The organism is Ruegeria sp. C11, assembly GCF_056537725.1.
In genome coordinates this window covers 54,306-78,325 of the sequence record NZ_JBQFSB010000010.1, presented here as the reverse complement: position 1 = coordinate 78,325, position 24,020 = coordinate 54,306, and the positions used below count along the sequence as shown (strand labels likewise).

The 24,020-nt window shown below is 59.1% G+C and carries 25 protein-coding genes; 11 read left to right on the top strand and 14 right to left on the bottom strand.

Translation table 11 applies throughout. The features are described from left to right. Positions 1-9: 9 nt before the first annotated feature. The 5 genes from ACR0NA_RS17280 to hslO all read right to left on the bottom strand — a co-directional run bounded on the left by ACR0NA_RS17280 (position 10) and on the right by hslO (position 6,603). Positions 10-1,842 (bottom strand): ABC transporter ATP-binding protein, encoded by a 1,833-nt coding sequence (locus tag ACR0NA_RS17280; protein WP_480731012.1) that lies wholly within the window; start codon positions 1,840-1,842, stop codon positions 10-12. Further along, positions 1,839-3,677: an ABC transporter ATP-binding protein gene (locus ACR0NA_RS17275; protein ID WP_480731010.1), complete on the bottom strand. Its 1,839-nt coding sequence runs from the start codon at positions 3,675-3,677 to the stop codon at positions 1,839-1,841. The genes ACR0NA_RS17280 and ACR0NA_RS17275 overlap by 4 nt, the downstream gene beginning before the upstream one ends. A gap of 199 nt (positions 3,678-3,876) precedes the next feature. Then, positions 3,877-5,031 carry a CCA tRNA nucleotidyltransferase gene (locus ACR0NA_RS17270; protein ID WP_480731008.1) on the bottom strand — a complete coding sequence of 385 codons (1,155 nt, stop codon included), beginning with the start codon at positions 5,029-5,031 and terminating at the stop codon, positions 3,877-3,879. Then, positions 5,028-5,672, bottom strand: coding sequence for a CoA pyrophosphatase (locus tag ACR0NA_RS17265; RefSeq protein ID WP_480731006.1), 645 nt, complete (start codon positions 5,670-5,672; stop codon positions 5,028-5,030). Before ACR0NA_RS17265 ends, ACR0NA_RS17270 begins: the two co-directional genes overlap by 4 nt. Further along, the gene (gene hslO, locus ACR0NA_RS17260; RefSeq protein WP_480452608.1) at positions 5,617-6,603 is read right to left on the bottom strand and encodes an Hsp33 family molecular chaperone HslO; all 987 of its coding nucleotides are present in this window, start codon (positions 6,601-6,603) and stop codon (positions 5,617-5,619) included. The genes ACR0NA_RS17265 and hslO overlap by 56 nt, the downstream gene beginning before the upstream one ends. 76 nt (positions 6,604-6,679) lie before the next feature. Here hslO and ACR0NA_RS17255 point away from each other — a divergent pair, with 76 nt between their 5' ends. Next, positions 6,680-7,123 (top strand): NUDIX hydrolase, encoded by a 444-nt coding sequence (locus tag ACR0NA_RS17255; protein WP_480731004.1) that lies wholly within the window; start codon positions 6,680-6,682, stop codon positions 7,121-7,123. Here ACR0NA_RS17255 and ACR0NA_RS17250 read toward each other — a convergent pair. Then, the gene (locus ACR0NA_RS17250; RefSeq protein ID WP_480731003.1) at positions 7,120-8,391 is read right to left on the bottom strand and encodes a PP2C family protein-serine/threonine phosphatase; all 1,272 of its coding nucleotides are present in this window, start codon (positions 8,389-8,391) and stop codon (positions 7,120-7,122) included. The two genes, ACR0NA_RS17255 and ACR0NA_RS17250, sit on opposite strands and share 4 nt — an antisense overlap. Positions 8,392-8,558: 167 nt before the next feature. Here ACR0NA_RS17250 and ACR0NA_RS17245 point away from each other — a divergent pair, with 167 nt between their 5' ends. Next, positions 8,559-8,885: an Hpt domain-containing protein gene (locus ACR0NA_RS17245; RefSeq protein ID WP_480731000.1), complete on the top strand. Its 327-nt coding sequence runs from the start codon at positions 8,559-8,561 to the stop codon at positions 8,883-8,885. Positions 8,886-8,888: 3 nt separating this feature from the next. Here the strand turns inward: ACR0NA_RS17245 and ilvA are convergent, their stop codons facing one another. Both ilvA and ACR0NA_RS17235 read right to left on the bottom strand, forming a co-directional pair. Beyond that, a complete protein-coding gene (ilvA, locus tag ACR0NA_RS17240) occupies positions 8,889-10,115 on the bottom strand; it encodes a threonine ammonia-lyase IlvA (RefSeq protein ID WP_480730998.1) in 1,227 nt (408 codons plus the stop codon). Positions 10,116-10,173: 58 nt separating this feature from the next. Continuing rightward, positions 10,174-10,941, bottom strand: coding sequence for a hypothetical protein (locus ACR0NA_RS17235; protein WP_480730997.1), 768 nt, complete (start codon positions 10,939-10,941; stop codon positions 10,174-10,176). Between the two features lie 139 nt (positions 10,942-11,080). Between ACR0NA_RS17235 and ACR0NA_RS17230 the strand changes: the two genes are divergently transcribed. From ACR0NA_RS17230 to ACR0NA_RS17220, 3 genes are all read left to right on the top strand, one after another. Continuing rightward, entirely contained in the window at positions 11,081-12,307 is a 1,227-nt protein-coding gene (locus ACR0NA_RS17230; protein ID WP_480452616.1) for an argininosuccinate synthase, read from the top strand. Next, positions 12,304-12,744, top strand: coding sequence for a DUF1810 domain-containing protein (locus tag ACR0NA_RS17225; protein WP_480730995.1), 441 nt, complete (start codon positions 12,304-12,306; stop codon positions 12,742-12,744). The genes ACR0NA_RS17230 and ACR0NA_RS17225 overlap by 4 nt, the downstream gene beginning before the upstream one ends. A gap of 92 nt (positions 12,745-12,836) precedes the next feature. Beyond that, positions 12,837-13,118, top strand: a complete 282-nt coding sequence (locus ACR0NA_RS17220) for an SCP2 sterol-binding domain-containing protein (protein ID WP_480730993.1) — start codon at positions 12,837-12,839, stop codon at positions 13,116-13,118. Between the two features lie 25 nt (positions 13,119-13,143). On the opposite strand, the gene ACR0NA_RS17215 is transcribed toward ACR0NA_RS17220, so the two are convergent. Genes ACR0NA_RS17215 through ACR0NA_RS17205 form a run of 3 tightly spaced genes read right to left on the bottom strand, consistent with a single transcriptional unit; the run spans position 13,144 to position 16,682 of the window. Further along, on the bottom strand, positions 13,144-14,652 hold the full coding sequence (locus tag ACR0NA_RS17215) for a heme biosynthesis HemY N-terminal domain-containing protein (RefSeq protein ID WP_480730990.1): 1,509 nt from the start codon (positions 14,650-14,652) through the stop codon (positions 13,144-13,146). A 10-nt stretch (positions 14,653-14,662) separates the two neighbouring features. Beyond that, entirely contained in the window at positions 14,663-15,913 is a 1,251-nt protein-coding gene (locus ACR0NA_RS17210) for a COG4223 family protein (RefSeq protein ID WP_480730988.1), read from the bottom strand. A gap of 55 nt (positions 15,914-15,968) precedes the next feature. After that, entirely contained in the window at positions 15,969-16,682 is a 714-nt protein-coding gene (locus ACR0NA_RS17205) for a uroporphyrinogen-III synthase (RefSeq protein WP_480730985.1), read from the bottom strand. A gap of 97 nt (positions 16,683-16,779) precedes the next feature. Here ACR0NA_RS17205 and tsaD point away from each other — a divergent pair, with 97 nt between their 5' ends. The 5 genes from tsaD (at position 16,780) to ACR0NA_RS17180 (ending at position 20,742) form a co-directional block, all read left to right on the top strand. After that, positions 16,780-17,877 (top strand): tRNA (adenosine(37)-N6)-threonylcarbamoyltransferase complex transferase subunit TsaD, encoded by a 1,098-nt coding sequence (gene tsaD / locus ACR0NA_RS17200; RefSeq protein ID WP_480730983.1) that lies wholly within the window; start codon positions 16,780-16,782, stop codon positions 17,875-17,877. Further along, entirely contained in the window at positions 17,874-18,836 is a 963-nt protein-coding gene (locus ACR0NA_RS17195; protein WP_480730982.1) for an NAD(P)H-dependent glycerol-3-phosphate dehydrogenase, read from the top strand. The genes tsaD and ACR0NA_RS17195 overlap by 4 nt, the downstream gene beginning before the upstream one ends. A gap of 1 nt (position 18,837) precedes the next feature. Next, positions 18,838-19,107: a YciI family protein gene (locus ACR0NA_RS17190; protein WP_480730980.1), complete on the top strand. Its 270-nt coding sequence runs from the start codon at positions 18,838-18,840 to the stop codon at positions 19,105-19,107. Next, on the top strand, positions 19,107-19,529 hold the full coding sequence (locus ACR0NA_RS17185) for an EVE domain-containing protein (protein ID WP_480731208.1): 423 nt from the start codon (positions 19,107-19,109) through the stop codon (positions 19,527-19,529). The genes ACR0NA_RS17190 and ACR0NA_RS17185 overlap by 1 nt, the downstream gene beginning before the upstream one ends. A 163-nt stretch (positions 19,530-19,692) precedes the next feature. Continuing rightward, positions 19,693-20,742 (top strand): hypothetical protein, encoded by a 1,050-nt coding sequence (locus ACR0NA_RS17180; RefSeq protein WP_480730978.1) that lies wholly within the window; start codon positions 19,693-19,695, stop codon positions 20,740-20,742. Positions 20,743-20,961: 219 nt separating this feature from the next. Here ACR0NA_RS17180 and ACR0NA_RS17175 read toward each other — a convergent pair whose 3' ends face one another. After that, complete coding sequence (locus ACR0NA_RS17175) at positions 20,962-21,303, bottom strand: DUF2853 family protein (protein ID WP_480730976.1); 342 nt, start codon at positions 21,301-21,303, stop codon at positions 20,962-20,964. Between the two features lie 187 nt (positions 21,304-21,490). Between ACR0NA_RS17175 and ACR0NA_RS17170 the strand changes: the two genes are divergently transcribed. After that, on the top strand, positions 21,491-22,138 hold the full coding sequence (locus ACR0NA_RS17170) for a DUF899 family protein (protein WP_480730974.1): 648 nt from the start codon (positions 21,491-21,493) through the stop codon (positions 22,136-22,138). Here the strand turns inward: ACR0NA_RS17170 and ACR0NA_RS17165 are convergent. Beyond that, positions 22,135-22,506 carry a DUF922 domain-containing protein gene (locus ACR0NA_RS17165; RefSeq protein WP_480730972.1) on the bottom strand — a complete coding sequence of 124 codons (372 nt, stop codon included), beginning with the start codon at positions 22,504-22,506 and terminating at the stop codon, positions 22,135-22,137. The two genes, ACR0NA_RS17170 and ACR0NA_RS17165, sit on opposite strands and share 4 nt — an antisense overlap. 89 nt (positions 22,507-22,595) lie before the next feature. Beyond that, positions 22,596-23,984, bottom strand: a complete 1,389-nt coding sequence (ahcY, locus tag ACR0NA_RS17160) for an adenosylhomocysteinase (RefSeq protein ID WP_480453074.1) — start codon at positions 23,982-23,984, stop codon at positions 22,596-22,598. Positions 23,985-24,020: the final 36 nt, after the last annotated feature.

Here is a 24,020-nt window from a genome sequence, read left to right as displayed (position 1 = left end):
ACAAAACCCTTATTCGGCAGCTTCCGTCTGAATGAAGCCACCTGACTGGCGATGCCAGAACCGGGCATAAAGCCCGCCCTTGGCCAGCAGGGTGGCATGCGTACCGCTTTCCACGATGCGCCCCTGATCCAGCACGATGATACGGTCCATTTCGCTGAGCGTTGACAGGCGGTGGGCAATGGCAAGCACCGTCTTTCCCTCCATCACCCGATGCAGTGCGGTTTGGATTGCGGCCTCGACCTCGGAATCGAGGGCGGATGTCGCTTCATCCAGAACCAGAATGGGCGCGTCCTTGAGGATAGCGCGCGCTAGAGCGATACGCTGCCGCTGACCGCCGCTCAGCTTGACGCCGCGTTCGCCCAGATGCGCTTGATACCCGGTGCGGCCTTGCCCGTCCTGAAGACCGAGGATGAATTCATGTGCTTCGGCTTTCTGTGCTGCCGCGATCAGGTCCTCTTCGGAGGCGTCTGGGCGGCCATACAGGATGTTCTCGCGCGCCGAGCGGTTGAACATCGCCGTTTCCTGCGTGACCATGCCAATGGCGCGGCGCAAACTGTCCTGCGTGACCGTTGAGACGTTCTGATCATCAATGCGAATGGCGCCATCTTCGCTGTCATAGAGTCGCAAAAGCAGGGAAACCAACGTGGATTTCCCGGCGCCGGACGCCCCCACGATGCCCAGCTTTTCACCGGGCTTCACGCTAAGCGTCAGGTTCGCGACGCCGCCAATATCACGCCCATAGGCAAAGCTGACATCGTCAAAATCGATCTGTCCTTGGGGAACCGACAGCTCTGTTGCGGTGCTTCCGTCCTCAACCCGGTTGCGCACAGCAAGGGTCTTCATGCCGTTTTCAACTTCGCCGACATTGGCGTAAAGACCCATCAGCGTGAAACTGACCCAACCCGTCATCTGGGCAATACGGATCGACACGGCACCTGCGGCCACGATATCCCCCGGCGTCGCACTTCCTGCCTGCCACAACAGCAGCGTCGCCCCCAGCAACAACACGGGCAGAACCCCGGCCAGTACCATCAGTATGAACCGGAAACTGGCGGACAGGCGGCCAAAATCCAGCGATTTCTCGCGCAGTTCGACCATGGCTGTACGTGCGGCCTGATCCTCGTGATCGGAATGGGCGAACAGTTTCACCGTTTTGATATTGGTGATCGTGTCGACGATCTGTCCCGTCACCATCGCCCGCGCGCCTGCCCGGGCACCGGACCGCTTGCGGATACGCGGCAAATACCAGCGGATCAGCGCAAAATAGACCACAAGCCAAAGTACAAAGGGCAGCGTCACCAGCGGGTGAATAGACCCTAACAAGGCCAAAGACCCCGCCAGAGACGCCAGCGCAAAGACAATGGCGCTGATGGTTTCCGAGACGACCGACGTCAGCGCATTGGAGGTCTGCATCTGCTTTTGCGCAATCCGACCGGCGAAGTCGTCATCGAAATAGGTCACCGACTGGCCCAGCGTCCAGCGGTTCAGACGGGCCAGAACCAGCGGAGAGATATTGGGCATGACGATATAGTTGTTCGACACTGATGACAGGCCGAACAGTGCGGGCCGCAGGATCATGAAGAACAGAACCGCCCCGCCGATCATCCACATGTTCTGCGCGGTCAGGAAATTTTCAGGCCCGCTTGATGAGGCAAGGTCGATCACGCGCCCCAATATCCAGGCCGTGCCTGCCTCCATCACGCCTGCTGCTGCCGAAAAGAATGCCGCCACGAACAACATTGGCCAGGCACCCGACAGGCACCAGCGTATGAACGCCCCCAGCGTTTGCGGTGGGGGCGTTTCGGTGGTGCGAAACGGGTCGATAAGATCGGCTATCCTCATTCCGCGGCCTCCGGGTTCAGGAAGCCACCAGATTGCCGTGCCCAGAACTGCGCGTAAAGCCCGCCCTGCGCCAGAAGTTCGCCATGTCCGCCTTCTTCCACGATCCGGCCCTGATCCATGACCAGAATGCGGTCCATCTGGGCGATGGTGCTCAGCCGGTGAGCAATGGCGATCACGGTCTTGCCCTGCATCATGCCATAAAGCGTTTCCTGAATTGACGCCTCGACCTCGGAATCAAGGGCCGATGTGGCCTCGTCCAACAGCAGGATCGGCGCATCTTTTAGGATCACACGCGCAAGCGTCACGCGCTGACGCTGGCCACCGCTCAGCTTGACGCCGCGCTCACCCACATGCGCGTCATATCCCGTCCGCCCCTGTGGGTCCTGAAGATCCAGGATGAACTCATGCGCCTCGGCCTGCTTGGCGGCCCTGATCATCTCCTCCTCGGTGGCCTCGGGACGGCCATACAGGATATTGTCGCGCACCGAACGATGCAGCAGTGCACTGTCCTGCTGAACCATGCCGATATGGCTACGCAAACTGTCCTGCGACACGTGCGAGATGTCCTGACCATCGATTAGGATGGCACCGCGTTCGACGTCGTAAAATCGCAAAAGCAGCTTTACCAGAGTCGATTTACCGGCACCCGAGCGACCGATCAGGCCAATCTTTTCGCCCGGCTGAATGGTCAGGTTGATGTGATCCAGACCGCCGGTTTCCCGACCATAGTGATGTGACAGATCGCGAACCTCGATCCGGCCATTGTCGAGTTGCAGCGGGGCCGCAGCCGGCGTGTCCAGCAGGTCGATGGGCTGCGCAATGGTCTCCATCCCCTCAGCAACGACGCCCAGTTGGCGGAAGAAACTGGTCAGCGCCCACATGATCCAGCCGGTCATGGCGTTTAGCCGCAGGGTCAGGGCCGTGGCCGCTGCGACGACGCCGACGGTGGCGCTGCCCTGCATCCAAAGCATGATCGCCCAGCCAACCACACCGACGATCAGCAATCCGTTTAGCGTGACCAGCACCGCATCCATGATGGTGAATATCCGCATCTCGGCCTGAAATGTGCGGCGCGTTTCCTCGATGGCTTCGCGTGCATAATCCAGTTCCTGATCGTCATGCGCGAACATCTTGACCGAGTGGATGTTGGTATAGCTGTCCACGACCCGGCCCGTGACGGTAGAGCGCGCATCCGACGCAGCCTTTGATGCAGGCCCGACGCGCCGGATGGTCCAGCGCACCAGCAGCGCATAAAGCGCAAACCAGATCAGAAGAGGCACCAGCAGCCGGACATCCGCCGCCATCAGCAGAATGGCGGCCCCGATCAGGTAGGCCAGCGAAAAGGAAATCGCGTCAAAGACCTGAAACACGGCCTCGCCCGCAGCGGGCGGGGTCTGCATGATCCGGTTGGCAATGCGTCCGGCAAAGTCATTTTCGAACCAGCCCACGGATTGCCGCAGCACGTGTTTGTGCGCGCGCCAACGGAAAATCGAGCCTATGTTCGGCAAGATCGCATTGTTCAGCAGCAGCACGTCCACGATATGCAGCATCGGACGCAGCAACAGCACAAAAATCGCCATCAGGATCAATTCCGTGCCATGCACCTGCCAGACCTCGGACGGAGAGCCGGACAACAGATCAACCACCCGGCCCATGTAATAGATCAAGCCGATCTCGACCCCGGCCACAATCACCGACAGAAGGGCCGTCCAGAAGAATACGCGAAAGAACGGGCGGGTATATTCCACCATAAAGGGCCACAGCCGCGTCGGCGGTGCGTCGGTTTCCTGATAGTCGGCAAAAGGGTCAACGAGGTTTTCGAAATAGCGAAACATGGAAAGTGCTCCGATTGAGCAGTAACATTGGACATGCGAAGAAAGATGGCACCGAAACACCACCCCAACGGGTCAGGCGTTCCGGGTTTAGCCGAACCAGATCCCGTAATACATTCGCATTCCTCCATCCATGTGCCATGTGACAGGCGCACCCTAGCCACAAATGATCCGCTTTGTCATCCCTTTTTGAGACTTCAGGCTATTCCGCCAGCAATTCCTGACGGTTCAGCCGAAAGTCCGACGCGATCCAGCGGGCCTCGAGCTCGGCCAGTTTCTTGCCCAGCGCCGGGCCGGTATATTCCGGAATCAGGTCATTGGCCTTTATCGGAAAGCTGGCCGCAGCGCCTTTTTCAAGGGCCTCGGTCAGGTCGTGCGACCACGGCTGTTCCAGAAACGCACATCTCAGAAGCGTTTCATGCAGCCCGCCATCGGAACCGTACCGATAGCCCAGTTCCGCGACCCCTGCCGGGCCGGAGGCCTCGTCCCTCATTCTGGTCAGGCGCTGTATCTGGGCCCTGCTGAGGCGCAGGGTAGATGCCTGTTCCGGGTTCGCGATCGCGGCCAGACGGCGAATCGGATCGGGTGCGGCGCCGGCATTACCCTCAAGCGCCACAAGCAGTGCCAGAGACCGATCATCGGCGCCCGGCAAAAGTTGCGTCAGAACGCCGGTGTTGCGCATCGCAGCCACAGACGGGGCCGGATCAGCGGCTGACAAAAGCTTAAGCAGTTCGGCTCCTACCCGTTCGCGCGAGAGCTTTGCCAGGCCATCCAGATTGGCCGCGATCGCGGCCAGCGCGTCGGGGTCAAAGCCCGCGTCGGCATCCCCGTACCACGCGTGAAACCGAAAATAGCGCAGTGAGCGCAGGTAATCCTCGCGAATACGGTCCCCGGCATTGCCGATGAAACGAACATGCCGGGCCTGCAGGTCGGACAATCCGCCAAGCGGGTCCAGAATGGTTCCATCCGGACTGGCATACAGCGCGTTCATGGTGAAATCGCGCCGCGCCGCGTCTTCTTCGACCCGATCCGAAAAGGCGACCGTTGCGCGCCTGCCATCGGTTTCGATATCGCGGCGGAAGGTCGTGACCTCGTGCGGGACGCCCTTGCTGACAAGTGTCACGGTACCATGATCAATCCCGGTGGGAATGGCCTTGATCCCAGCTTTTTCGGAATAGGCGATGACCTGTTCAGGCCGGGCATCGGTTGCAATGTCGATATCGGCCACGGGCGCACCCAACAGCGCATTGCGGACGCAACCCCCGACAAACAAGGCCTGCGCGCCTGCATCGGTCAGGGCCGCGCAAACATCTTGCGTCGCCGTTTGCGAGACCCAGTTATCCGTGATCCGGTTCATTCATTCACCCTGGCCGCCAGCCCCCTCAGGATTCGTGCTGTCGCCCCCCAGATGTAATAAGGCCCGAAGGGTACGGCGAAATAATACCGCCGCTGGCCGCGCCATAAACGCGACTCGATGACATAGTTGCCGGGGTTCAGAACGTGATCGAGCGGGACGGAAAACACCTCGTCCACCTCGCCGGGTTCTGCAACGGGAGAGAACTGTTCGGTCAAAACCGCAAGCACCGGGGTGACGTTAAAGGACGTGACGGTCTCGTGCGCGGGCAAATGACCCAGCACCTGCGGCAACGTGGTTGGTAGGCCGATCTCTTCCTGTGCTTCGCGCAGGGCAGTTGCGGTCACGTCCGCATCATCTTCGTCCTGTTTCCCGCCGGGAAAAGCGATCTGGCCGGGGTGATGTTTCAGTGCCGAGGACCGCTTGGTCAGAATGACCCGTGGTTCGTCACCGACCAACGAGACCGGGACCAGAACGCCGGCTGGGCGCAGCCTGCGACCGGCGGGCAATACGGTGTCGGGGTTCAGGTCGAAATCGCTCGACCCGTTTCCCGGGCGGTTCAGGGCCGCCGTCAGTTCAGCGGCAGGATCACGCACTGTCCGGATTTTCGGCGTCGAATCCGACCGTGCCGGGAGCAAGGACATAATGCGCGCTGCAGAACTGGCAATCCGCCGTCACAGTGCCCTCGGGCGTGGTCATCTTTTCAATATCTCTGGCCGAATAGATCGACAGGCTTTGGCGCACACGTTCCTCAGAGCATGTGCAGCCGAACTGAACCTGCTGCGCGTCATAGACCCGAGGCTGTTCTTCGTGGAACAGACGGACGAGCAGGTCTGTCGGCTGGACTGTGGGGCCGATCAGTTCCAGATCATCGACTGTGTCCAGCAGGATGTTCACCCGGCCCCAGTTTTCACCCGCTTCTCCGTCGACCAGATCTTCGGCACTCAGAACCTCGCCGCTGCCTTCGCCCTTGGCCGCGAAAGGCGACGCCTTGGGCATATGCTGCAACATGATGCCGCCAGCGCGCCAATGCTCGTCGACGCCGGGTTCGATGGATTTCCCGAAGCTTAGCGAAAACCGGGTGGGCAGCTGTTCGGACTGGGCAAAATACGATTCGGCGCAGGCGCTCAGCGACCCACCGGCCAGAGGGGTGATGCCCTGATAGGGCTGCGTGCCCTTTCCCTGATCGATCAGAATGGCAAAATACCCTTCGCCAACCTGATCGAAAGGTGCGCCGCTGGTCAGACGCTCGCGGTCAAAGCTGGCATAGGCGCGAATCTTTGCGGGCTGTCCTTCTTCCTGCGGGGCGTAGTAGTCGGTGGCAATCATCCGCACCGGGCCCTTGGACTGCACCTGCAGGGAAAGCTTCCAGCGCAATGCGACGGTCTGACCGATCAGCGCGGTCAGCAGGGCCATTTCGGCCACCAGCGCCTCGACCTGTTCGGGATAGTCGTGCTGTTTCAGGATGCCGTCCAGCACGCCGTCCAGCCGGGCCACACGACCCCGCATATCCGATACGTCGAGTTGAAAGGGCAGGACCGTATCGTCCCACGCGATTTTCGTTCCAATAGACATGGGGTTTCCTTACACGCCACGGGTTGGCATACCGCCACCATATAGGTCCAACAGACTGGGTTGAAAGGGGCCATACATGATCAGACGGTTTGGTGAAACCCCACAAGCCGGGCGCAGGTATACCCGGCGCATCGGCGTTTATGCCCTGTTACCTGCGGGCGGTCGCCTGTTACTGACCTGCCAGACCGAACCCGGCCCGGACCTGCAGCTGCCCGGAGGCGGGATCGACCCCGGAGAATCACCGGTGTCCGCACTGCATCGTGAGGTATTTGAAGAGACCGGATGGCTGATCGCGGCACCCCGTCGGCTGGGGGCCTTCAGGCGGTTCACCTATATGCCGGAATACGACCTTTGGGCCGAAAAGGTCTGTGTCATCTACCGCGCCCGACCGGTGCGCCGCATGGGGCCGCCGACCGAAGCCTGTCATGAGGCGGTTTGGATGGATGCCGTCGATGCAGTTACCCTTCTAGGCAATGCCGGAGACCGGCATTTTGCAGCGCGCCATATGCGGGGGATTTAAGGCCCGTTATATTCGAAGAAAACGGCAGAGGTGTCGTCTTCCATCCCGCCTCCGGCAGGGATGTTCTGCGTCAGCCGCCAGAACATGTCGTCCAGAAATTCCGGCCCGTCGGCGTCAGCCGCGCAGTTGAGCGCCATGCCAAGCAGGCCGGATTCATCCAGGTGACTTCCATCCGCCAATCGACATTCGGTAAAACCATCGGAATAGAGCAACAATTTGTCACCAGGCTGAAGGTAAGTGTCGATCTGCTGAAACGATACATCGGGCAGCAGGCCGATGGGCATGCCGCCCTTGCCAAGAAATTCCGCGCTGCCATCCGCGCGCAGCAACAGCGGATGCGGATGGCCCGCCTGCACCATCTTCAGATGACCATTGCGCAGATCGATGATGGCGTAAGCCATGGTAAAATATTCCTCGATCCCCGTATCGGCCATAAGCCGGGCGTTCAGGATTGCGGCGACCTTCTCGGGCGGCAGCAGAGAATAGAACTTGTCGAACCGTTTCTCCATCGCGACGTTCTGGTCGAAATGCGCGCTGGACAGATACCCCCCCAGACGCGCGGTCATCATTGCCGAGGTGATGCCATGCCCTGAGACATCGATGCTGTAGAACCCCAGCCGATTGACGCCGGGTGAGAACATGCCCACCAGATCGCCGCCGATATGTCCGCAGGGTTTCAGCAGCAGGCTGACACGAGATTTGCCGAATTGCCGCGTCAGTTCGGGAACAAGCGAATCCTGAATTTTCCGAGCCTGTACCAGATCCTTGTCGATGGCCTCATGCGCCAGCTTCAATTCATCCAGCGCCTTTTCGATAAGTCGGTTCTTGTCCGACAATTCCCGCTGCATCCCCAGAATTCGGGCCCCGGCGGAGATGCGCGCGCGCAACTCATCCGCCCCAAGCGGCTTGATCAGGAAATCGTCGGCCCCGGCATCCAGCCCCTGCGCCACTTCCTGTTTTTCACTTTTCGAGGTCAGCAGGATGAAATACGCATACTGGTCGTTTTCCAGACGTCTGAACGCCTTGCAGAATTCCAACCCGCTCATCCCCGGCATGACCCAGTCGCTGAGCACCAGATCGGGGGGATCGGCGCAACAGATGTCAATCGCAGTCTGCCCGTTGTCGGCCTCGACAACGTCAAACCCCCATTTCCTGAGTGAAGCAACAAGGATACGGCGCTGCAGGCGGCTGTCGTCGACAACCATCACCTTTTTGATGGCACCAAAATCCTGTTCACAACCTACATCCGCTTCTACACCTTGTAACACATTGAATTTCCTGTTGTCCGCGACAGACCGGTTAGTCGCAAACTAGGGGCCACGCCTTAACATCCGGTGAAACCGGTTTTTGCGATTTTCACTCAGCCTCTTAACCGCGGCTTTACCTGCAAACGAATATCAACAGACCACCGGCGTATCAGCAGTGAGGTTTGGACATGATCGACTGGCCCAGGGTCAGGCAGTTGCACCACGAAGTCGGAGCAAGCGAATTTGACGAAGTCGTCGCGCTTTTTCTGGACGAGGTCACAGAGATGATTGCCCGGCTGCAGGCGGATAAGGGGCGTGCGCAGATCGAACAGAACCTGCATTTCCTGAAAGGCAGCGGGCTGAGCCTTGGGTTCGAGACATTTTCCAGATTGTGCCAGGATGGCGAGCGCAATGCGTCTGCCGGCAACAGGATGGATATCGACCTGGACGCAATTATTGCCTGTTTCGAGCAGTCAAAAACTGTCTTTCAGAATGAACTGGCCAAACAGATTTGAAATTCAGATCACGAACTGAACCAGAGTTTCGTCGTCGGTGATGTCGGTATAGGTGAACCCCGCATCATCCAGATGCGCGAACAGGCGCACGAAATTCTCGGGCCTGCTGGTTTCGATCCCGATCAGGACCGAGCCGAAGTTACGCGCCGATTTCTTCAGGTATTCAAAGCGGGCAATGTCATCGTCCGGGCCAAGGATGCCCAGAAACTCTTTCAGCGCACCGGGACGCTGCGGCAGACGCAGAATGAAGTATTTCTTTACCCCGGAGTAGCGCTGGGCGCGTTCCTTGACCTCTGGCAGGCGTTCAAAGTCGAAGTTGCCGCCCGAGGTGACACAGACCACGGTCTTGCCACGAATAAAGCTTTGAACATCCGCAACCGCTTCGACCGCCAGCGCGCCTGCGGGTTCCAGAACGATACCTTCGACATTCAGCATTTCGATCATCGTGGTACAAATCCGATCCTCGGGCATGACAAGAACGTCCGAAAGGTGTTGTTTCTTAAGCAATTCAAATGGCTTGTCGCCAATCCGTCCCACGGCGGCGCCATCGACAAAGGTATCCACGCGATCCAGTGCCACCGGATGACCGGCCGCCAGCGCCGCGCGCAGGCAGGCACCGCCCGCCGGTTCGACAAACAGACAATGGGTGCGATCCCCGAACCACGTTGCCACGCCCGAGGACATGCCCCCGCCGCCCACCGGCAACACCACGTGATCCGGTACGCCGCCCAGTTGTGCTTCGATCTCGACCGCCAGTGACGCCTGACCTTCGATCACGTCCGCATCGTCAAACGGCGACAGGAAATGCCCGCCCTGACGCGTACACCACTGCTGCGCTGCTGCCAGCGTGTCATCGAAATAGTCCCCGATCAGGTGAATCTCGACATTGTCGCCGCCGAACATGCGCGTTTTCTGGATTTTCTGCTGCGGCGTGGTCACCGGCATGAAGATCACGCCTTTCACGTCCAGATGCCTGCACATGAAAGCCACACCCTGCGCGTGATTTCCGGCGCTGGCGCAGACGAACAGGTCCTGTCCCTGCTGCTTGCGCATGGCGTTGAACGCACCGCGGATTTTGTACGACCGCACCGGGCTGAGGTCCTCGCGCTTGAGCCAGATATCGGCGCCAAAACGGTCGGACAGATGGGCATTCCGCTGCAACGGGGTTGCCGGGAAAACGGTGCGCATCGCCTGTTCGGCGGCGCGGGCGCGGGTCATGAAATCGCTCATGTCCGTTTCAGTGCCGCATCACCGCCGAAAGGGCAAGGAATACATATGTGTACGCGGGTCAGGAGAGTTCGCGTTTTTCGACGAAGACGCCATACATTGTGGTCAGGATGCTGACGTTGATCAATGGCAGAACAAGCATCGCGACAAAGACAAGGATCAGCGGGCCGATCACCGGGATAAAGATCAGCAATCCACCCAGAAACTGAATAAGAAGCTGAAACAGGGTGGCCACGACAAGCAGAACAACTATCGCACCGCTTGCACCTGTTGTTGCCGCCCATGCCTCGGAGAAAGTCAGCGAATTTCCGATGGCCGCAGCGGGCAGAATAGGCGATAGCCGATAAAACGCGATCAGAATCATCAGCAAGAAAACAAACATTACCCCGACGCTGATCGCAGGCGACGCCTGCGCCGCCACTCCGGCAATGAAGGACGCGGGCAGCAAGGCAATGAGCCCAAGCAAGCCCAACAAAACAGCGCGCCCGAAATAAGCCAGGATTCTGTCAAATCGGAACGGGGGCAGAAATCCGCGCGGATATTCCTCGAGCAGAACAAACCGGTGCCAGGACACCACGATCCAGAACACCGTGCCAACGAAAACGGCCAACATGCAAAGAATGAACGCCATAATCGAGCCGGGACTTGTCCCCGGCGGCAATCCTGGTTCGGAGCTGTCCAGCGCCTCAAGCGGGATATCGAAGACATAGAGCAGGGCGGTGATCAGTACCCCTCCGACCAGTGCCGGAACAACCGAAATCTGCAATGCCTGTTTTAAGTTGCGCAGAACCATCTTTACGGAATGTACAAATATCTCGAGTCCCAACATCAAACCCGCCCTCTCAACCATTCTTTGTATTACTTGCAACCGTTTCACCCCAATTCCCGGGCGGCGTCAATCCACACCGCTTGCCCCCACGTCCAAAACCCGCTAGGGGCCAATCGTCGTTTGAATTAGGGGAAGTCAGATGTCCGCGCCCAAGAAAGTTGTTCTGGCCTATTCCGGTGGCCTTGATACCTCGATCATCCTGAAATGGCTGCAGACCGAGTATGGTTGTGAGGTTGTGACCTTCACCGCCGATCTGGGTCAGGGTGAGGAACTGGAACCCGCCCGAAAAAAGGCCGAGCTGCTGGGGATCAAGCCCGAAAACATCTATATCGAAGACATCCGCGAGGAATTTGTCCGCGACTTCGTCTTCCCGATGTTCCGCGCCAATGCGCAGTATGAGGGGCTGTATCTGCTGGGCACCTCGATCGCGCGGCCGCTGATCTCGAAACGTCTGGTTGAGATTGCCGAGGCAACAGGTGCCGATGCCGTCGCACATGGCGCGACCGGCAAGGGCAACGATCAAGTCCGCTTTGAACTGGCGGCCTACGCGCTGAACCCTGACATCAAGGTGATTGCACCCTGGCGCGAATGGGACCTGACCAGCCGCACCAAGCTGCTGGAGTTTGCCGAAGCCAACCAGATCCCGATTGCCAAAGACAAACGCGGCGAGGCGCCATTCTCGGTCGATGCCAACCTGCTGCACACCTCGTCCGAGGGCAAGGTTCTGGAAGATCCCGCCGATATGGCGCCCGACTATGTCTATCAGCGCACCGTCCACCCCGAAGACGCGCCGAACGAGCCGGAATTCATCGAGATCGGCTTTGAAAAAGGTGACGCGGTCAGCATCAATGGCGAGGCGATGAGCCCGGCCACCATCCTGACCAAACTGAACGAATATGGCGGCAAGCACGGCATTGGCCGTCTCGATCTGGTCGAGGGTCGGTTTGTCGGAATGAAGTCGCGCGGCATCTATGAAACGCCGGGCGGCACCATCCTGCTGGAGGCACATCGCGGGATCGAGTCGATCACCATGGATCGCGGCGCAATGCACCTGAAAGACCAGCTAATGCCGCAATATGCGGAACTGATCTATAACGGCTTCTGGTACAGCCCCGAGCGTGAGATGCTGCAGGCCGCCATCGACAAGAGCCAGGAACACGTCACCGGCACCGTCCGCGTGAAACTGTACAAAGGTTTGGCCTCGACCGTGGGCCGCTGGTCGGATCATTCGCTGTATTCCGAGGCACATGTGACCTTTGAGGAAGACGCCGGCGCCTATGATCAAACGGATGCGGCGGGCTTTATCCAGCTGAACGCTCTGCGTCTGAAACTGCTGGCGGCACGCGACAAGCGTACCGGCAAATGATGGATGATGACGGCATAGGCGACGAACTGGAAATGTTCGTCGAGGCGCAGGACACCGTGTGGAATGATGTCCTGCGTGAACTGACCGATGGCAAGAAAACCAGCCACTGGATGTGGTTCGTATTCCCTCAGCTTGCTGATCTCGGCCGGTCCCACATGGCGCAGCTTTATGGGATCGAGGATCTGGAAGAGGCAACCGCCTATCTGGAACATCCCGAACTGCGCAGCCGCCTGATTGAAGTCAGCCGGTTGATGCTGTCCCATACCGGTGCCAATCCCGAAGATATTCTGGGCGGCATAGACGCCAAAAAGCTGCGGTCCTGCATGACGCTGTTCACCAATGTTGCGGATGCGCCGGGTGAGTTTCAGGGCGTTCTGGATGCGTTTTACGGCGGGACTCCCTGCCCATTGACCCTGCAGGCCCTTGGACGCGCCTGACACCCCGTAATTCTGACCCGTTATCGTTGGGTCAGCCTTGCCATTCTCTGTGCTCATTCTTTACCCGAAGGTAAAGAGCGGAGGGCAGGACTATGCTTCAGGATATCGCCGAAGGCATTCAGAAAGGTCTGGATGGCAAGGTTTTCGACGGGTCATTGAAATTCGATTGCGGTGATGACGGTGTCATCGTTCTGGCCGACAACGCGGCCTCGACAGAAGACCGCGAAACCGATTGCACCATCCGCATCTCACGCGAGAACCTGACCAAATTGCTGACCGGCAAGCTGAACCCCATGACCGGCGTGATGATGGGCAAGCTCAAGATATCCGGCGACATGGGGGTCGCGATGAAACTGGGACAGCTTCTCGGTTAAGCCGCGGCCGTCAGGCCGAATTCGGTCAGGGTTTGGCCTCGGCCTCGACGGGTTCTGCTTCAATCTCAACGGTTTCGGCGTCCGGAGTGTCCGGAGTGTCCGGGTCTGCCGAGTCCGATTCCGGAGCTTCATCGACATCGGCGGCGACCTTGTCCTCCAACGCGCCCACGATCAGCGGAAGCATGTGAACGCCTGTGGCGGTTGCGATTTCCGGTGTTTGCGGCGTTTGCCAGCTGAGGGTGTCAAAGCTGTTGCAGTTCTGACAGACCGGCGCCCATTCGGCGTGAATGTCGTGGCAGTTGTCGCACACCCACTGCGGACCACGCGGCGCATTCAGAGCCTTGGCAAGCCATCCCTGCACAACTGCGTCCGTCGCGCCTTCACCTCGTTCGATTGCGGCCATCAGGGTATAGGCCCGGGCATCTGCCTGTTTTTCGACGACATCGCCCAGCGCCCGGCGGGCTTCGGGGAAATCTTCGGCGACGATATTCAGCTCGGCCAGAATCAAACGGGTTTCCGGGTTTTCCGGGTGAATCCGCGTCAGGGCAGTGAACCGTTTGACGCGCGCATCAGGAGATTCTTCGGGCTCGATCTCGGCAAAGACGTGGGCCAGATCAGGATGCGGCTGCGCCTCCCACGCTTTTTTGATGATCTTGGTCGCGTAACGCGCCTTACCCTTGGCGATATAGGCACGGGCGGCCATTGCAGCGGCTGGCACCAGATCGGGGGAAAGCCGGTTCGCCTCGATCGCGCGTTCCTGCTGGTCGATGCTGGCGTCTTCGTCCAGAATGCCCTTGGCCTCGGACAGGGCCAAAACCGCATCGCGGCGTTTGTAGACATCGCGCGGCAGGGCGCCTGACTTGAGCTTGGCCGTCAGGGTCGAGCGCGCACCGGCCCAGTCCTGGGCCTTGGTCTGCAGGTTCAGCAGAACATCCTGCGTTTCCTCGTGGCGGGGTTTCAGCTCCAGCGCCTTTTCGGCAAGTTTGCGGGCGGTTTCGTCATCCCCTTCGGCCAGCTTCTGTTTCATGATGCCGCGAACGCCGACGAACCGGGTCGCATTGTTGGAAACCAATTGCTTGTAGGTATCCGAGGCTTTCTTGGTATCCCCGGTCATTTCCGCAGCTTGCGCCACCAGCAGGTTGGTCAGTTCGGGCTTGTTCAGCAGCTTTTCGGCCTTGGTCGCCTTGGTCATGGCCACCCGCCCCTCGCCTGAGGCCAGCGCCATCAAACCATCCGCCAGCGCTTGATAGCCACGCTGTTCACGGCTGCGGTCAAAGTAACGCGACAGCGCGGTTTCATCGCCATTGAGGAACTTCAGCGTGGCGATCAGCAGGCTGAGCAGCTTGAAGAACAGCCAGACCCCGACCACAAGAACGCCCAGCGCGATGACGGATTGCAGCGGACCAAGCGTGTATTCGGTCCCCGCCACGGTAACCTGCACGCCACCGCTTGTTTCCATGAGAAAACCAGCACCCAGTGCCAGCAGACCGATAATCGCCACAAAAACCAATATCTTTAACAATGACCACAGCATGGCAGGTCCTTCAGTTCGAGTTCGCGCTTTGCGCAAGCGCATCGGCGGCTTGCACAGCCGACAAACGGGTCGTCGCGGTTTGTTCCCAATCCGCCATCGCGGCCTGAGCGGCATCCGGAAGCGCCTTCAGTTCGGTCAGCGCATCAGAAAGGTTTCCACTGACCAGCGCCGCTTCGGCACGGGACAGGATCGCGTCGGGGTCATCGCCCTCTTTCGGCGAGACCGAGCGCGCACCGGTCTGACGTTGCAGGAAGGCAACGATGCCGGTTCCGGCCTGCGTATCCCGCGCATCGGCCAGTGCCGTGCGGGCAGCAGGCGCAAACGAGGCGCGCAGCGCCGAGAGGGTCGCGACACCTTTGTCAGCCGGGGCGGAAAGAGCGTCAGGGATATCCACGCCACCGGCCTTGAGTTCGGCCAGCAGGTCGGAATACGGAACACCCGCATCCAGTTGACCGTGCAGGCGCGAGATGATGGCGGCATTTGTCGCAGCCCGAGCCTCGGCCGATGCCTTGGCCTCAAGCGCCTGCGCGTCGGACACCATCTTTTCAACCTCTGCCCGCTGGGTGGCCAGCGAGTCCTGCAATTTCTTGAGCTCTGCCTCATAGGCGGCAACGGCCTCGGGCGAGGCACCTTCGGTGATCGGGCGTTTTTCCAGTTCCGTCAGCCGGTTGGCCAATGGATCGACCTTGCTGCTCAGCGCATCAACACTGGATTTCACCGCCCCCAGATCACTTTCGATCGGGTCCAGCTGACTGGTCAGGGCGGTTACCTTGTCGGAAAGGCCGGACAGGTCCGGCGCATCGGTCACCGCTTTCGAGAGTTTTGCGATCTGATCGGTCTGGTCGGCCAGCTTTGCCTCAAGCGCGGCTATCGCATCGGATGGTCCGGAATCGGCGGGAAAGATCATGTCGCTGCGGCCGGCAACAAACCCAAGGCCCGCCGCGATGATGCCGCCGATCAGTGCCGGAACAAAGCCGCCGCGTTTTTCCACTGTGCGCTCGACGATCTTTTCTTCGACCGCAGGAGGGGCTTCGGCTTCGGCTTCGGCTTCGGCTTCGGCTTCGGCTTCGGCTTCGGCTTCGGCTTCGGCTTCGGCTTCGGCTTCGGCTTCGGCTTCGGAAATCAGCTCATCTTTTGACTTACCGGCGTCAAGAGATTCGTCATCCGCGGCAGCACCGGTTTCGCCGGTCTGATCCTCTGACACACCTTCCGATTTGGGATCGGTGCCCGGTTCCTGATCCGCGTCTTTCTTATCAGCCACCGTCACACCCCCTTATTGATTCTGTAAAAAACCTGAACAACAGACCGATACAAGGTTAATCCGCGTCCATCGCTCTCTCAACCCGCATCACATCTTTCACCAGCTTTTTTACGGCCTTGCGCATCTTTTTCGGGGTTGGTCGCCTGGCAATGCGCAAACGTTCGAAATCCAGTGTTTCAAGGGGTTCTGCGGTTGCTTCGCTGATCGATGCCACCCAAAGCGGCGCCGGTCCGGACCAGAGGTCGGCAAATTGTCGCGCGGTACGAGGAGAAAAGATCGGGGCGATCACAGGGGCCTTTCCGGCCATGATGCGGCGTGCCTCATCAGAAAATGGCAGCAGACGTTGCTGGTAAATCACCTTCTCCTGCACGGTCAGACCCATTTGTGTCAGCCGCTCGGCGACATTTCCCCGGCTGTGCTCGCCGCGCAAGTGCAGCAGCGGGGATTGAGGGCGCTGTCGCAACAGGGCGGCGACAAGCTCTTCGGCGGTTTCGCCCACCATCTCCGCAGACCATCCGGCCTGATTGGCCGCCTGTGTCGTTGCCGGGCCAACGCAATAGGCGGGAAGATTCGGATCAACGTGCAATTTGACGGCCGCGTTTACACCATTGGCCGACGTAAAGATTAACCCGCGAACACCGTCGGTTTCGACCTCGCCAGTGGTTGTCCGTATGTCGAGAAGCGGGGAATGCACGACCTGAACCCGGCCCTGAAGCCGGGCGGGCAGCTGCGCGACAAACCTTTCCGAGGCGGCGCGAGGGCGGGTCATCAGCAAATACAAGGGTCGGCGCCTTCGGCCTCGGGATTGTTTGCGTCCGCGCGGAGTGATACCCCGCAGTCGGATCATGATGCAACGGTTCAGGTCAATGGCGCAAACACTTACGATTCTGGGACTGGAAAGCAGCTGTGATGACACAGCCGCCGCCGTTGTGCGCCAAACTGCGGGTAGACCGGCCGAAATCCTGTCTTCGGTCGTCTTCGGACAGACCGAACTGCACAGCGCCTTTGGCGGCGTCGTACCCGAGATTGCCGCGCGCGCCCACGCGGAAAAGCTGGATGTTTGCGTGATACAGGCGTTGGATGCGGCCGGTCTGTCGCTGAGGCAGATGGATGCCATTGCGGTCACTGCCGGTCCCGGCCTGATCGGCGGCGTGATGTCGGGTGTGATGTGCGCCAAGGGACTGAGCGCCGCGACGGGTCTGCCGCTGGTTGGTGTGAACCACCTTGCGGGCCATGCGCTGACTCCCCGTCTTACGGATGGCGTGGCCTTTCCCTATCTGATGCTTCTGGTTTCGGGCGGGCATTGCCAATATCTGATTGCGCACGGGCCCGACCGCTTTACCCGGCTTGGCGGCACGATTGATGACGCCCCCGGCGAAGCCTTTGACAAAACCGCCCGGTTGCTTGGACTGCCGCAGCCCGGTGGTCCGTCGGTTGAGGCTGAGGCGAAGCTTGGCGATCCAAAGCGATTTCGTTTTCCCCGCCCTCTGCTGGACCGGCCCGACTGCAACCTGTCCTTTTCTGGACTGAAAACCGCGCTGATGCGGATGCGGGATCAGATCGTTGCCGAAAAGGGCGGCCTGACACGCCAGGACCGCGCCGACTTGTGCGCCGGGTTTCAGCAGGCCATTGTCGATACGCTAGCCGAAAAAACCCGCCGGGCGATATTGGTGTATCTACAGGAACAGCCCTTGGAGCCGGTTGTCGCGGTGGCTGGCGGTGTGGCCGCAAATTCCAGCATTCGCGCCGAATTAGAGTCTGTTTGTGAAGCGCATGGCGCGCGTTTCACGGCCCCGCCCCTATCCCTTTGCACGGATAACGCGGCAATGATCGCCTATGCCGGAATGGAACGGTTTCGCGCGGGCGAACGCGATGGTCTGGACCTGACTGCCCGGCCCCGATGGCCATTGGATCAAAGCAGCCCCGCCCTTTTGGGTGGTGGAAAGAAAGGGGCCAAGGCATGACGGTTTCGGTTCTTGGCGCGGGGGCTTTTGGCACTGCGCTGGCCATTTCACTTGCCGGGAACGGACGCGTAACACTACTGTGCCGGTCTGCAGAACAGGCGCAACGGATGCAGGATCAGCGTGAAAACACCCAACGCCTGCCCGGTGTCCCCCTGCCCGATACGTTGCGCGTGACCACCGGATTCGAGGATGCGGCAGACGGTGATGTGGTTTTGCTGGCCGTGCCGATGCAAAAACTGCGCGATGCCTTGACGGAACACGCCCGGCAACTGGACGGCAAGGTTCTGGTTGCCTGCTGCAAGGGGATCGAACTGAAATCAGGTCAGGGCCCGCTTTCGGTGATTGCCGAAGTGATGCCACAGGCCCAGTCCGCCCTTTTGACCGGCCCGAGTTTTGCCCATGACATTGCGCGCGGGCTGCCCACGGCTCTGACGCTGGCCTGCGCGGATGCTGAACTGGGTGAGCGGTTGCAGGTCGAACTGACGACCGCCAATCTGCGCCTTTACCGCACGACGGACACAATCGGGGCCGAGCTTGGTGGCGCCCTGAAAAACGTCATGGCCATTGGCTGCGGTGCCTGTATTGGCGAAGGCATGGGCGAAAGCGCGCGCGCCGCGCTGATGACTCGGGGATTCGCCGAGATGCAGCGCTTTGCGGCCTTGCGCGGTGCTAGACCGGAAACGTTGATGGGGCTGTCGGGGCTTGGGGATCTGGCATTGACCTGCGCATCGGACCTGTCGCGGAACTTTCGCTTTGGGCTTGCCCTTGGAAGGCAGGAGGCCTTTGATGGCACGACAACGGTCGAGGGTGTTGCCACCGCGCGCGCAGTGGCCGAAATTGCGGTTGCCGAAGGTCTGGACATGCCCATCAGTACCGCTGTGGCCGAACTGAGCGGCGGAAAATACAGCGTGGCCGAGGCCATCCAGTCTCTGCTCAACCGACCCCTGAAGGAGGAATGAAATGCTGATCGCCCTGATTGCCCGCGACAAGGACAATGCCCTGCAGACCCGGCTTGATAATCGCGCGGCGCATTTGGCCTATATCGAGGAGACTGGCGTTGTGTCTCAGGCTGGGCCGTTGCTGGATGGCGATCAGATGATCGGATCGCTGATCATTCTGGACGTGGCGGATCTGGCGGCAGCGCAGGCCTGGGCCGATGGTGACCCCTATGCCAAGGCCGGGCTGTTTCAGTCGGTTGAACTGATCCCATGGAAAAAGGTTATCGGCTGATGGCGAACTGGTTGTTCAAATCCGAACCGTCCACCTGGAGCTGGGACCAGCAGGTTGCCAAAGGCGAGGTTGGTGAGGAATGGGACGGTGTGCGCAACTATCAGGCGCGGAATTTCATGCGCGAGATGAAGCTGGGTGATCGCGGTTTTTTCTATCACTCGCAAAAGGACAAAGCGATTGTGGGGATCGTCGAGGTCTGCGCCGAATCCCACCCTGACAGCACAACGGACGATGAGCGTTGGGAATGTGTGGACATAAGGGCCGTCCGGGCATTTGAGGTTCCGGTCACACTGGATCAGATCAAAGGTGATGAGCGGCTCTCTGAAATGGTGCTGGTCAGAAACTCGCGCCTGTCGGTTCAGCCCGTAAGCGACGCTGAATGGGCGGTGATTTGCGATCTGGGACAGACCCGCGCCGATTGACGGCGTGGGCCGGAAAAGACGAGAAACTTCTCACAAACGTGAAAAAATGCTATTATTTTCTGGCTGCGCCATGCGGGGGGCTGTTGGCGGCGGTTTTCGCAGGTCCAGATCGTTTGGCGTTGCTCTGATAGAGATCGGTCATTTTTTGAGAGTTTAAAAACCCATGTCTGACGTTAAGGGCAGCAGGGGAACACCCAGAAAGTTTGTCGCGGCGAAGGACTCCGGCAAGTGGGAAGATCGCCTTGAACTGGCGCGAAAACAGCGAGCCAAGGCGCTGGCCAAGACACGACAGCAACCGACGGCAAATACAGCCCCTGATGAGGCCCCAAATAAGCCCGAGCCTGTGCCGGATTCCTCGCGGGTCGAGGCTACGCCCGTAGCCGATGCCGAGGAATGGATTCGCCCGCGCGAGCGGACACGACCCAAAAAGCGCCAACGCCGGTATAGCATTGTTCTGATCGTGTTGGCGGCAATGCTGTGCGGTGCCTTTCTTCAGTGGGGTGCAGCCAAAGTCACGGACGATCGGCAACCCGAGAATATCGTGACCCGGAATGACGCCCCTTCATTGGGCGTGGCTCTTTCGAGCGAAGCTGCGTTTGATGGCTCGTTGCCCGCGGGAATTGATACATTGCCTTCGGATATCCAGATGTTGAACCGTTATTCGAGCCTGTCAAATACGACGGTTTCGCCAACCGACTCTCCGGGCCGGACGACCGGTCCGCCAGAACTGAATTTTGCGCCCGCCCCCGGTGGGGACGCCGTATTGGTATACGATCCGCAGCCACCAGTACCAAAAGCACCATTCGAACCGCAGTATTCCGAGGTAAAACCCCTTCCGATTCCGACGCGAACGACCGGAATTGAGGTCGGGTTGTTTGTGCCCCGAAGGGTTTCGGATGATGCCAGCAACAAAGCGCTGGAGGCTTTGACAAACGGCAAGGCCACTGTGGTCGCGACTGCGCGGGTGCCCTATTCGGTCCGCGAAACGCATGTTCGGTATTACCACCCGGATGATGCCATCAATGCAACGCTGGCCGCCGAAGCGCTTGGCGGAATTGCACGGGATTTCACGAAAGCCGGCAGCAAGACTCAACCCGGACGGATCGAGGTTTATCTGGCTGGAAGGGGCGGTTCCGGCAACACGGGTAACTCTAACCGGCAACCGACCGATTTTGACCTGTTCATTGCGCGGCTGCTTGACGAAATCAGATGAGTTTTCGGGAAGGCCCTGACTGATCAGAACCTTCCCTGCCCCGCGTGCTCCCTACTCACCACACGCATCTGCAAAACTCTGGTTCCGACCATCCTGGTCGCAAGTTGACACTAGCGAAACATGCACAACTTGCAATCGGCGAGTTTGAACAATTCGACTCAAATACAAAGGCACCCGCATTATGAAATGCGGGTGCCCTAAAAAATTTAGCGCTGAAATTCAGCTGTATACGGATTCTTTGCCGAATTGCTTGGTCAGCATGTAGTAGACGACAGCCCGGTACTTGTTACGTTCGGACTGACCATAAGTTTCCATGGCCTTGCTGATCGCATCCATCAGTTCGGGGCCATCGGACAGGCCCAGCTTTTTGATGAGGAAGTTGTTCTTGACGGTTTCCAACTCACCTTCCTGGGTGGCCGCGACGGTCGCTGCATCTGCGTCATAAATAGCGGGGCCGCAACCGATCGTGACCTTGGTCAACAAGTCCATATCAGGCTCTATTCCGCACTTATTTTTCAGATCATCTGCGTACTTCGCAATCAACTCGTCACGTTTTCCCATTGCTGTCTCCTGATCGGGTTGGTTTCCGTAAAAATCACCGAAAACGGTAGCGGCATTAAAAAAAATCATCAAAGGGAAAAATTTTGACCTTTCCCCCTAACCCGCCTGGACCCGCACAACGACGTGGTTGAAATCTCATCACCAATCATTTAACATTTTTGTTAAATAATATAGCCGGAGATTCGTAATGCCCATTTCCCTGCCAAACGAAAGCCCCGAATACCGTACCGCAAGAAACAAACTGCTGGCGGCCGAAACGGCATTGCGCGCGCAAGTCGAAGAAGTGGCCGCCCTGCGCCGGTCCCTTCCGAAGGGCGGATTGATCCCGCAGGACTACACGTTCACCGGGCCGGGTGGTGAGCCAGTCAATCTGTCATCGCTGTTTGGTGACCATGACGCGCTGGCGGTCTATTCCCTGATGTACGGTCCCAACGCCAAGGCCCCCTGCCCGATGTGTTCGGCCTTTCTGGACGGTCTGAACGGTCAGGTCGACCATATTATGCAAAAAGTGGCGGTGGCTGTGGTGGCGCAGAACGAGCCGCAGAAGCTGAAAGAGCTTAAGGCGCAGATGAACTGGGACAGCCTGCCGCTATATTCTGCGCTCGGGACCAGCTATCAACGCGATTATTTTGCTGAAAGCGACAAAGGCGACCAGCTGCCCATCCTGAACATATTCGTCCGCGATCCGGATGGCGTCCGTCATTTCTGGAGTTCCGAGCTGTTCTTTGAGCCCAGCAACTGGCAACCCCGCCATATCGATACGATCTGGCCACTGTGGAACCTGCTTGACCTGACACCGCAAGGACGCGGAGATTTCATGCCGCCGCTGCGCTAAAAAGAAACGCCATCAAGCGCGCCGTGGTCGGTTTTCCAGTCGAAAAGCCGGTCCTGAAAGCGCCATTTCAGGATCGTTGAATATGCGCCTTTGCACCCCTGCCGGGCAATCTGCTCGGCCGCGCGATGTCCATGGCGAGCGTGTTGCTTTTCATGAGCGGTCAATCCGGACAGCATAACATTCCATCTGGACCGCACGTTCAACGGCAATGAATTCGGGTCGGTGTGGCGGGGTAAGGTTATGGAAACGCGCAGCTTCACGTTACAATCAGCGTCCCAGTCCAAGGACCATCTGGTGTAACCCCACCATCCATAGGGGCCACCCGCTTTCATTTCGGCGCGCAATTCAGGAACCGAATTGCCAGACACCGAATAGTATACGGTTTCTTCTTCTACCGCGTATTGGGCGGCCGCGGGGGCCGCCCATAAAGCCACGCAAAAAGCGCAGGCCCTGATCATCAGTAACGGTAATGTTCCGGCTTGAACGGGCCCTCGGGTTTCACACCGATGTAGTCAGCCTGCTCGTTATCCAGCTGGGTCAACCGGACGCCGATACGGTCAAGATGCAGCCGGGCGACCTTTTCATCCAGATGCTTGGGCAGGATGTAGACGTCATTGTTGTACTCATCACCCTTGGTGAACAGCTCGATCTGCGCCAGAACCTGATTGGTGAACGAGGCCGACATCACGAACGACGGGTGGCCGGTGGCGTTGCCAAGGTTCAGCAGACGGCCTTCGGACAACAGGATGATGCGGTTGCCCGAGGGCATTTCGATCATGTCCACCTGGTCCTTGATGTTGGTCCATTTGTGGTTCTTCAGATTGGCCACCTGAATTTCGTTGTCGAAGTGACCGATATTGCCGACGATGGCCATATCCTTCATCTCGCGCATATGCTCGATGCGGATCACATCCTTGTTGCCGGTGGTGGTGATAAAGATATCTGCGCTGTCGACGACGTCTTCCAGCAGCACCACCTCGAAGCCGTCCATGGCGGCCTGCAGGGCACAGATCGGATCGACTTCGGTGACTTTCACGCGGGCACCCGCACCACGCAGCGACGCGGCCGAGCCTTTGCCCACATCGCCATAGCCGCAAACCACAGCAACCTTGCCCGCCATCATGGTGTCGGTGGCGCGGCGGATACCGTCGACCAGCGATTCCTTACAGCCATATTTGTTGTCGAACTTCGACTTGGTGACGCTGTCGTTCACGTTGATCGCCGGGAACGGCAGGTGGCCGTCCCTGACCAGCTGATACAGACGGTTCACGCCGGTGGTGGTTTCCTCGGACACGCCCTGGATCTGGTCGCGCATCTTGGTGAACCAGCCCGGAGAGGCCGCCATGCGCTTGGAAATCTGCGCCTTGATCACCTCTTCCTCTTCCGAACCCGGAACGGGGATGATGTCCTCACCCGCTTCGGCGCGCGCGCCCAACAGGATATACAGCGTTGCATCGCCACCATCATCCAGGATCATGTTCGGGCCATCTTCGAACAGGAAGGATTTGTCGAGGTAATCCCAATGCTCTTCAAGGGTCTGGCCCTTGATGGCAAATACTGGAATTTCTGCCTTGGCGATTGCAGCCGCGGCGTGGTCCTGCGTCGAAAAGATGTTGCACGACGCCCAACGCACATCCGCGCCCAGCGCCACCAGTGTTTCAATCAGAACGGCGGTCTGGATGGTCATGTGCAGCGAGCCGACGATGCGCGCGCCCTTCAGTGGCTTACTGTCCCCGTATTCGGTGCGCAACGCCATCAGGCCCGGCATCTCGGTTTCCGCAATATCCAGTTCCTTGCGGCCAAAATCAGCCAGCGAAATGTCTTTGACGATATAGTCCCCGGCCATCAGATGCTCCATTCCGGTTAATAATGTTCCGGAAAG

Coding starts and splice junctions, on each gene's coding strand:
- ACR0NA_RS17185 (WP_480731208.1), top strand. CDS start 19,107: ATGGCGAACTGGTTGTTCAAATCCGAACCGTCCACCTGGAGCTGGGAC.
- ACR0NA_RS17275 (WP_480731010.1), bottom strand. CDS start 3,677: ATGTTTCGCTATTTCGAAAACCTCGTTGACCCTTTTGCCGACTATCAG.
- ACR0NA_RS17255 (WP_480731004.1), top strand. CDS start 6,680: ATGATCAGACGGTTTGGTGAAACCCCACAAGCCGGGCGCAGGTATACC.
- ACR0NA_RS17205 (WP_480730985.1), bottom strand. CDS start 16,682: ATGACCCGCCCTCGCGCCGCCTCGGAAAGGTTTGTCGCGCAGCTGCCC.
- ACR0NA_RS17190 (WP_480730980.1), top strand. CDS start 18,838: ATGCTGATCGCCCTGATTGCCCGCGACAAGGACAATGCCCTGCAGACC.
- ACR0NA_RS17215 (WP_480730990.1), bottom strand. CDS start 14,652: ATGCTGTGGTCATTGTTAAAGATATTGGTTTTTGTGGCGATTATCGGT.
- ACR0NA_RS17170 (WP_480730974.1), top strand. CDS start 21,491: ATGCCCATTTCCCTGCCAAACGAAAGCCCCGAATACCGTACCGCAAGA.
- hslO (WP_480452608.1), bottom strand. CDS start 6,603: ATGTCTATTGGAACGAAAATCGCGTGGGACGATACGGTCCTGCCCTTT.
- ACR0NA_RS17235 (WP_480730997.1), bottom strand. CDS start 10,941: ATGTTGGGACTCGAGATATTTGTACATTCCGTAAAGATGGTTCTGCGC.
- ACR0NA_RS17195 (WP_480730982.1), top strand. CDS start 17,874: ATGACGGTTTCGGTTCTTGGCGCGGGGGCTTTTGGCACTGCGCTGGCC.
- ilvA (WP_480730998.1), bottom strand. CDS start 10,115: ATGAGCGATTTCATGACCCGCGCCCGCGCCGCCGAACAGGCGATGCGC.
- tsaD (WP_480730983.1), top strand. CDS start 16,780: ATGGCGCAAACACTTACGATTCTGGGACTGGAAAGCAGCTGTGATGAC.
- ACR0NA_RS17225 (WP_480730995.1), top strand. CDS start 12,304: ATGATGGATGATGACGGCATAGGCGACGAACTGGAAATGTTCGTCGAG.
- ACR0NA_RS17220 (WP_480730993.1), top strand. CDS start 12,837: ATGCTTCAGGATATCGCCGAAGGCATTCAGAAAGGTCTGGATGGCAAG.
- ACR0NA_RS17270 (WP_480731008.1), bottom strand. CDS start 5,031: ATGAACCGGATCACGGATAACTGGGTCTCGCAAACGGCGACGCAAGAT.
- ACR0NA_RS17265 (WP_480731006.1), bottom strand. CDS start 5,672: ATGTCCTTGCTCCCGGCACGGTCGGATTCGACGCCGAAAATCCGGACA.
- ahcY (WP_480453074.1), bottom strand. CDS start 23,984: ATGGCCGGGGACTATATCGTCAAAGACATTTCGCTGGCTGATTTTGGC.
- ACR0NA_RS17280 (WP_480731012.1), bottom strand. CDS start 1,842: ATGAGGATAGCCGATCTTATCGACCCGTTTCGCACCACCGAAACGCCC.
- ACR0NA_RS17175 (WP_480730976.1), bottom strand. CDS start 21,303: ATGGGAAAACGTGACGAGTTGATTGCGAAGTACGCAGATGATCTGAAA.
- ACR0NA_RS17230 (WP_480452616.1), top strand. CDS start 11,081: ATGTCCGCGCCCAAGAAAGTTGTTCTGGCCTATTCCGGTGGCCTTGAT.
- ACR0NA_RS17245 (WP_480731000.1), top strand. CDS start 8,559: ATGATCGACTGGCCCAGGGTCAGGCAGTTGCACCACGAAGTCGGAGCA.
- ACR0NA_RS17180 (WP_480730978.1), top strand. CDS start 19,693: ATGTCTGACGTTAAGGGCAGCAGGGGAACACCCAGAAAGTTTGTCGCG.